The 8,148-nt window shown below is 44.0% G+C and carries 7 protein-coding genes; 2 read left to right on the top strand and 5 right to left on the bottom strand.

The features are described 5' to 3' along the window. Positions 1-1,254: HD-GYP domain-containing protein (locus AB4653_RS17380; protein ID WP_372104830.1), on the top strand; the 1,254-nt coding region annotated here is incomplete at its 5' end. Between the two features lie 149 nt (positions 1,255-1,403). Here AB4653_RS17380 and AB4653_RS17375 read toward each other — a convergent pair. The 5 genes from AB4653_RS17375 to AB4653_RS17355 all read right to left on the bottom strand — a co-directional run bounded on the left by AB4653_RS17375 (position 1,404) and on the right by AB4653_RS17355 (position 6,031). Then, complete coding sequence (locus AB4653_RS17375; RefSeq protein ID WP_102258193.1) at positions 1,404-2,123, bottom strand: DsbA family protein; 720 nt, start codon at positions 2,121-2,123, stop codon at positions 1,404-1,406. A gap of 122 nt (positions 2,124-2,245) precedes the next feature. Then, entirely contained in the window at positions 2,246-2,815 is a 570-nt protein-coding gene (locus AB4653_RS17370; RefSeq protein WP_009844757.1) for a protein disulfide oxidoreductase, read from the bottom strand. 3 nt (positions 2,816-2,818) lie between these two features. Further along, the gene (locus tag AB4653_RS17365; RefSeq protein WP_102258200.1) at positions 2,819-4,882 is read right to left on the bottom strand and encodes a protein-disulfide reductase DsbD; all 2,064 of its coding nucleotides are present in this window, start codon (positions 4,880-4,882) and stop codon (positions 2,819-2,821) included. 95 nt (positions 4,883-4,977) lie between these two features. Further along, positions 4,978-5,454: a hypothetical protein gene (locus AB4653_RS17360; RefSeq protein WP_157936401.1), complete on the bottom strand. Its 477-nt coding sequence runs from the start codon at positions 5,452-5,454 to the stop codon at positions 4,978-4,980. Positions 5,455-5,782: 328 nt separating this feature from the next. Then, positions 5,783-6,031, bottom strand: coding sequence for a hypothetical protein (locus AB4653_RS17355; protein WP_009844760.1), 249 nt, complete (start codon positions 6,029-6,031; stop codon positions 5,783-5,785). 252 nt (positions 6,032-6,283) lie between these two features. On the opposite strand from AB4653_RS17355, the gene AB4653_RS17350 reads away from it, so the two are divergent. Continuing rightward, positions 6,284-7,888: a mechanosensitive ion channel family protein gene (locus tag AB4653_RS17350; protein WP_102258192.1), complete on the top strand. Its 1,605-nt coding sequence runs from the start codon at positions 6,284-6,286 to the stop codon at positions 7,886-7,888. Positions 7,889-8,148: the final 260 nt, after the last annotated feature.

Genomic DNA, 8,148 nt, shown 5'->3' with positions numbered 1-8,148 from the left:
TGCCAAGAGGTAACCGTAGACCTAAGAAAGGCTCTATTTGGTATTGCTAAGGCGCTTGATAACGTCGGTTTTGAAAGCAAAAACCATGGACAGAGGGTGGGTTACATCGCGTATCGATGTGCTCTGAGCGTGGGGTGGGAAGAGGAGCAGGCACAGCTCGCATTTTCGTTAGGGCTAATTCACGACTGCGGAGTGTCGCAAATAGACGAGCAACGTCGACTGAATTCGGGGTTTGTTCCCGACTCGACTTATTACCATTGTCAAAAGGGCTACCAAATTTTAAAGGAGTGCCCTGTTCTTTCTATATTTGCTAAGCCAGTTCTTTATCATCATACCCCTTGGTTAGATCTAAAGACTATGAATATCAGTGAATTAGAAAAGGAACTGGCTGCAGTTGTGATGCTTGCTGACAGAGTTGACTATCTATATGGCATAACAGCTTCTGATCGTTATGGGAACCTAACCCCAGACGGTAAAGCGAGCATTATTGGACGTTTGACTGAGCAAGCGGACGAGATGTTCGAAACCAATCTTGTACAGCACATGTGTGAGTTGGTTGATCTGGATGATTTTTGGTTCTCGATGGAGACCCCTTACATCGAGAATATGAGAGATAACTTTGAACCTGTACCCTTTTTCTCTCAGCAAATGTCGCTGGATGAGACAGTCGCCTTTGCCGAGTTTATTGCTAATGTCGTTGATACGAAAAGCTCGTTCACTTTCAAGCACTCGTTGAAGGTAGGGCAACTTTCTGAATATTTAGCTAAACAACTTGGTTATTCTCACACAACGCAGAGAAAGCTCTATTTGGCTGGTTTAGTTCACGATATTGGCAAACTGCAAACCCCTGGTGACATTCTTCATAAGCCAGATTTGCTCACTGACGAAGAATACTGTTGTATTAAACGCCATGCGACAGATACTCGATTCGCGCTGCAGGAGTTGTTTAGTTCGCCTCAGGTGTGTCAGTGGGCTTCCGACCACCATGAAAGGTTAGATGGTTCAGGCTATCCGATGGGTAAAACGGCTGAAGATTTAGATCAACCCAGTAGAATTGTTGCTGTAGTCGATGTATTCCAAGCATTAACCCAGTCTCGCCCTTATCGTAAAGGTATGACACTGGAAGAAACTCTAGCGATATTAACGGACCAAGTTGATAGTTATAAGTTGGATCGAGAAGTGTTTGAATGCCTTAGAAAACACGCAGAGTACTGTTTTGAACTATCGACGGACAAAAGAATGTACGCGTTTTAACTTTGGTCGTTTTTAGGATTCAACTCACCTTTAAATTTAAGGTAAATGGACTATCTACTTTATTCAAACAATGAAAAAGCCGACTGGGTGTTGCGCGAGTCGGCTTTTATTCACTTCTCTTTCTAGTCTTTATCTCTATCTACGCTCGATTAAAAAGCATCATCCACGATATCTTTTAGTCGGTCGTAAGGCACATATCCCGGTAAAACATTTCCGTTCATCATCATGGTTGGAGTGCCGGTTAAACCTAGAGCGCTAAAGGCTTGGTGGTTGGTCATCAGTATGTCGCTTTGCTCCGAAGTTGTGTCCAATTGCGCTTCTGTGCCTGTCTTCTTGGCTACGGCTTCTAGTGAGCTTTTCGAGTGAATACCACTTTTTGCCATCAGCAGTCTGTTGACTTCAGGGAAGGCTGCTGGGTTATCTTTCCATACTTTCATCGCGTATAGAGCTGCATTGGTATCAAGGCCATCTACTTGTTGCTGCTTAAATGACAAGTACACGTTGATCACTTTAATGTCGCTGTTTTCAGAGGCTAATTGAACCAAGCCTTTTTCCAAGCGCTTACAGTAAGGGCAGTTGTAGTCAGTAAAGTTAACGATTACTGATTTGCCATTCGGGTTGCCCGTGATTGGGTGAGCGTCATTGTTATACAACCAATCGTGACTCTCCGCTTGAGCTTTCTTTGCTTGCGCTTGGCCAGCTACGTACTGCTCTAAACTGGTATGCAGCCCTGAGATCGTAGAAGGGTTCTCCTTCAGGAACTGGTTAATTTCTTCAAGTTGCTGGGTTTGTTCTGTGCTTAACTCAGCGAAGGCACTTGTGCTCATTAGTGAGCCTAAAATCAGTGTGCTAATCAGATGTTTTTTCATGTTGTTTTTCTCTAATTCTTGATAATCGTGAGCACGTTTTGGGTCGCGCTCACGGTATTATTGTTTGTTAAATTGGCTTTAATCGGTTCATTTGCTCTGCTCTGTTTTTCTTAGTGAGCGAGTTATGCAAAGTAGGTTCTTAACCACAGGCCGATAGGGGAAGTAACGCCGGTTGCGATGCTGCTGATCTTTCCATCTTTGATGATGACAATACTTGGCGTGACATTGACTCCCCAACTTCTGCTGATCGATCCAGAGAGATCATTGATAACAGGGAAGTCATACTCTTTGGCGTCTAAGAAGCGCTGAACACGTTCGTCTGGGCCAGATGAAAGTGCGACAGAAACTACTTGATGGGAGTCGCTGAAGCTATTAACCGTCGGGCTCACCAATTTGCACGCGCTACACCAAGTCGCCCAAAAATAGACAATAACGGGCTTACCGCTTTTGCTTAGCTCGATAACATCAATATCTTCCCCTTGGATCGACTGACCCACGATTGGTATCGCGTCTCCTTGAGGCATGCTTCTGCTGTGGTAAAAATCCATGGCAAACGAAACCACGCCAACGATCAGTATCATTGAAACGAGTTCCTTTCCCCACTTCTTAAGACGGCTTGGCTTTTTGGTTTCAGCCTTTACAGCGTTATCTTCAGCAGAGCTAGGCTTTTGTTCGTTGTTGGGCGTCTTCATCAATTATCTCGCAGCGTCGATGGCTTGAATAACAGTGTCACTGTCTAGAATTACGGGTAATGGAATACCATTTTTATAGCTCGGGCCATAAACGATATTAAATGGCACACCAAATCGCCCATTACTTTGTAAGTATTGAGTGACACTTTCACTTGGTGTTGTCCAATCGCCTTTCATCAAAACAATGTCTTCTTGTTGCAGGTGGCTGTAGACAGGATCTTGAAGAATGACGCCAATTTTGTTGGCTTTACAGGTGATACACCATTCAGCAGTCACGTCGACAAAGACTGTTTTTCCTTGCTCGACCAACTGAGGGATTTGTTTCGCATCCAGTTTCTGCCAATCAAGGTTATCGACAATTGGCGTTGCCCAGTTATCAGCAGTAACACTACCGACGATCAATGCAGCACCAAATACCAAGGTTGTGGTTGCCATGATAGGAATCAGTACCTTGCGTCCTAATTTCATGCCAATCCAAATTAACACTGAAACGACGATAAACAGTGACAACAAGATGGTTGGGAACTTGCCAACGAATGGGCTCAGCAGGTTTGTTAACCACAGACTGGTGATGAACATCATTAAGCCGAATACCAACTTAACTTTGAACATCCACGCGCCCGGTTTTGGTAGCAATTTAGTTAGGCTTGGGAATAACGCGAAGATCAACCAAGGTGCGCTCATACCAATGCCGAGTGCGATAAAGATAGCCCACAACTCTTGGTAACTTGCGCCCAGAGCATAAGCCACTGCAGTTCCTAGGAATGGAGCACTGCAAGGCGTTGCCAATAGTGTCGCAAACATGCCTTGGATGAAGTGACCTGAATGTGAGTCGTCGCCTTTGGTTGCCATCCAAGTGTTCAAGCCTGATGGAAGCCTGAATTCGAATAGACCGAGCAGGTTAACTGAGAACAGTAGGGTAATGACCAGCATGAACCCGATGAACCAAACATTTTGGAACTGGATTCCCCAACCAATCGCATTGCCACCCATTTTCAGAACGGTCATGCCTAGAGCTAGTAGCGAAAACGAAGTGATAACCCCCGCAGCAGACGCTAGGAATGAGAGTCGGATGTGGCGATTTGAAGCACCTTGGTTCTGAATGATGCTGTTTAACTTCATTCCTAATACGGGTAGAACACACGGCATGATGTTGAGGATCAAACCACCAATTAAAGCAAAGCCAAGCATGACTAGAAAGCTGTTGTTGCTTGTTTGGTAAGCTATCGGGTCTGACTCAACTTGCGCGGTCATCTCTTCGGCAAAGTTAGTATCTGAAACGGTAATACTCACTGTGCGATCCGTTAAGTTGACCTCGCCGATCCAGTTACTCACATCGAATACTGCGGTCATTGTATTGTCTGTGATGTGGACGGTTGGTGGAGAGAAGAAGTCATCAAGCACTTCTTGCCCATCAATCAATACCATCGGTTTATCCCAGCCTTCCTTACTTGTTAGCTGAGTCACCAGTTGTTGTTTACTTTTATCCCAGAACAGGCCGTTCACTGAAGTGCGGTTAGCTTCTCGTGGAGATTGGCTCATGCCTTGATTGAACAAGAACATCGCTTCTTCATCGAGCTCTAATGTTTGCGGATCAATCGGCAATTGGATGTCGTAATCGGTTAACACACAGATATTGGTGCACGACGGAAAGGTGAACGACGCCTTGAACAGTGCTGGCTTCGTGTTGTCTTTCAGTGTCAACGTAACGGGAAAGCTGACGTGTTTTTTGTAGCCTAACGTCATCACGTCGAGTTGTTCGTAGTACTTAGGGAGCGGCCAATGCCACTCTACCGACTCTATGTTTGTTGAACCAGACCAGTCCCAACTTGGCGGGATACCACCTTCGCCGGGGCTACGCCAATAGGTTTTCCAATCGCCGTCGAGAACGACATCCAGCACGGTTTGAATCTTAGAACCGTCGTCCGACTGTTCACCCGTCGACATCATTCGCATCTTGACTGGTGGATGTTCAGGCACGCTGAGCCAGCCCGTCGTCTGTGCCAAAGCAGTAAATGACGTCATAACCAAAAGGGCAGTGACTAGCGTTTTCGCGCATGTACGCATGCAGAATGCCAACGAATCGACAAACTTAGTTAGTAGTGTGTTGTACACAAATGTATCTCCAAAAAATAAATAAAAGGGTGTAGTAGCCCGGTTATTTACTCTCTAAATATACAGTGCTTTAGATGTAAGCGGTGTTTTGTAGGTCGAGAAGAGCGATGGTTATCTCTAGACAATCTCGATATGTGCGGTGATAGGCTGTACGCAACAGCAATAAACAGGATAAAAGGAATCAGCCAACCTGTTTTAGGTGTTGCGAAGGTGAGCATTTTGGAGCTTAGGCTGCACGCGCTAGAGTTTGGCGCTGACAGAGTTTTAGAAGCTTCTGAACTAAAAACGCTGGCATAGAGCTCAGACATTTTATCGAAAGATGCGCCGATTGCTTGTGGATGGCTAGTTTCTGCGCCGACAAGTATTGATTGTCCAATTAGGGAAGCTGAAGTGGTTACTTTGTTTGTAGAAAGCGCACTCGCCAGACAGATTACGATAACCAGTCCGGTAAGGAACAGCGCCCAAAGCGAATGCTTTTGTCGGCGGTTCTGTTGAGATAAGAAAAGTAATGGTGTATTCAGCAAATCAGTCAGTAGTCGAATCAGTTAGTCGTTAGTCGCTCAAGCGAGCTTGTTGAATTGTGGCTAGCTTAAATAAGTTCTCTTCGAGTCACAAGTCATGAAATTGTTAAAGTGAAACGATGCATAAACGCGATATACCGTAGATACACGATGCATAAACAACAACTCACGCGAATACGACATTGAGTTCTAGATAAAGTTCACAACAACTGGAAGTTATCGCTAATTTATCCTGTATAGAATGCTCTATTCATCATGAGGAGATACAAAAAAGCCCAACAGATCGCAGATGGACATATTGGGCTTTAACCATTGGTGCTATTGGAAAGATTTAGTGAGAACGGCGAGGACCGTTGCGCACAAGGTCTTTACCATTTTCAAAGATTTCTTTAGTGATCCAGCGAGCGAGTAAAACCTTGTGACTGCTGTTGAATACTGCAACGAAATGACGACCATCAGAATTATTGGTGGCCATACCTACGCCTTCAACGTCTTCAAGACCTAAGCCCCCTGCTTCTACTGAAATTAGGAATTGCTCTAGCTCTTCTAGAGACTCAATAACATCAAGTTCGTTGTTCATTTTTATGCTCTTTTGCTGTGAGCCAACATAGGATTTAAGGCGATTTAGTACATGCACCTAAATGACGATATTGGCTGTTGTTCTTTGTTGGTTGCGTACTCTACAGGTCATAAGAGGGGATTGGAACTCTCAAATATTAGATACAGGCTGATAATTTGCAAAGTTTTAACACAACATACGTTTAAATGCTTGTTATCCATCTTCTTTTTACTACTATTTATAGGGTCAATTTAGACAATAATAGGAATTAGTATGATGAAGGTTTGGCGTTGTCTATTGTTAATGTTGGCGTTTGTCGCATTTGGAAGTTTTGCGCAAAGCGTCGATAAAATAGCAGAAGTACAAGACCAGCTAATGCTGGACCTCACTACATTAGAAACAGCGCACGATGCTGAAAAGCCGTTTCTAGAAGACATATTGCGAAGAAAGAACCAAGCACTACGCAAAGAGATATCCTCCCAATTATCATCTGATAAGAAGCAAGGCTTAGACGCTGTTCTTGCCCAGCAAGTAGAGCTTTTACAGCATTTACTGTCATTGAACGAAGTTAAAATTGTCTCTATGAGCAAAGACAACCGTTCGGCTGAAGGGGATGCAAAAAAGCGTCTTGAATTGTTGATTCAAAAACGTATCGGAATGATGGATGACTACTATCAGCAACTTTCTAAGACCTTAAGTTGGTCAAAAGATCGAGGCGTTGATGTATCGGCTGCGGAAAGTCAGTTAAAAACCGCACTAGCTTCTCGTTCGCAATATCTGACAAATGCGATTCTCTACACAGACACGCAGCGTCAAGATTTAGAGCGCCGTTTGTCTTTTGTGAGTGAAGAAGAAAAGGCGACGATAAAAACTGAATTAATACGTTTCAGAGAACGAACCAGCGTTATGGTTGCCAGCTTAGAGAAAAGTATCTCCATGATGGTGCCATTTGGTGTGGATGTCACCTCGTACAAGCGTATTCTATTAGCGACCACCGGCGACATTAACGCTGATGTATTGGATGTTGATGTTGCACTGGAGTTGTTGGATGGTTGGCTTCGTTCATTCAGTTCATGGGCTTTTGAAAATACCCCTTCATTTATCGTTAAACTCGCGCTTTTCCTCGGTATTTTGTATGTAACTCGCCTTATTGCTAATGTGGCTCGTAAAACCGTTCGTAAGAGTGTTTCGCACTCTAAAATGGACTTCAGTGTATTGATGCAGGACTTCTTTGTATCAATTGCATCTAAAGCGGTCGTGTTTGTTGGTTTGCTGATCGCCCTGTCTCAAATAGGGATTGAGCTAGCACCACTATTAACGGGTTTCGGTGTTGCGGGTGTCATCATTGGTTTTGCATTGCAAGATACGCTGTCTAACTTTGCATCGGGCTTGATGATCTTGATCTACCGTCCGTACGATGTTGGCGACATGGTCAAAGTCGCTGGTGTTCAAGGCACTGTAAAAGACATGAGCTTAGTATCGACAACCGTTCAAACCATCGATAACCAACGCTTGGTGATCCCAAACAACAAGATCTGGGGTGACGTGATCAACAACATCACAGCAGAGCGTGTGAGACGTGTTGATATGGTTTTTGGTATCGGTTACTCAGATGATATCGATAAAGCAAAATCGGTATTGAACGACATCATTCTTGCTCACCCTCTAGTGTTGAAAAAACCAGAGCATATGATCAAGCTTCACACCTTGAATACGTCTTCAGTTGATTTTGTTGTAAGACCTTGGGTTAAGACAGATGACTACTGGGAAGTGTATTGGGATGTGACGGAAACCGTGAAGAAACGCTTCGATGAAGAGGGCATCACGATTCCATTCCCTCAACGAGATGTACATGTTTACAATCACGAAGAGAACTAACCCGGAAAAAGGCTAGTACGAGAATAGCTAATACGGAGAGAACTAAGTACGGCTTAAGGTCGATCTCTTCTTAATGTGATATCAAATGGACGCTGAATAAGCGTCCATTTTTATTGGCTGCCAGTTTATACCAATCACAGTAAGTAAGTGATCAGAAATAGCGCAGGAAAAAGGCTTGAGAACAAGGCAGAAATTTTTGATAAGTAGTTATTCTACAATCAAAAGTTCTAACGCCGTTATCGAGCGTTTTAACCAGCTAG

The sequence above is a fragment of the Vibrio sp. 10N.222.48.A3 genome, from assembly GCF_041475345.1.
Taxonomy (GTDB): Bacteria; Pseudomonadota; Gammaproteobacteria; order Enterobacterales; family Vibrionaceae; genus Vibrio; species Vibrio tasmaniensis_A.
This window is presented reverse-complemented; position numbering and strand designations above follow the sequence as displayed.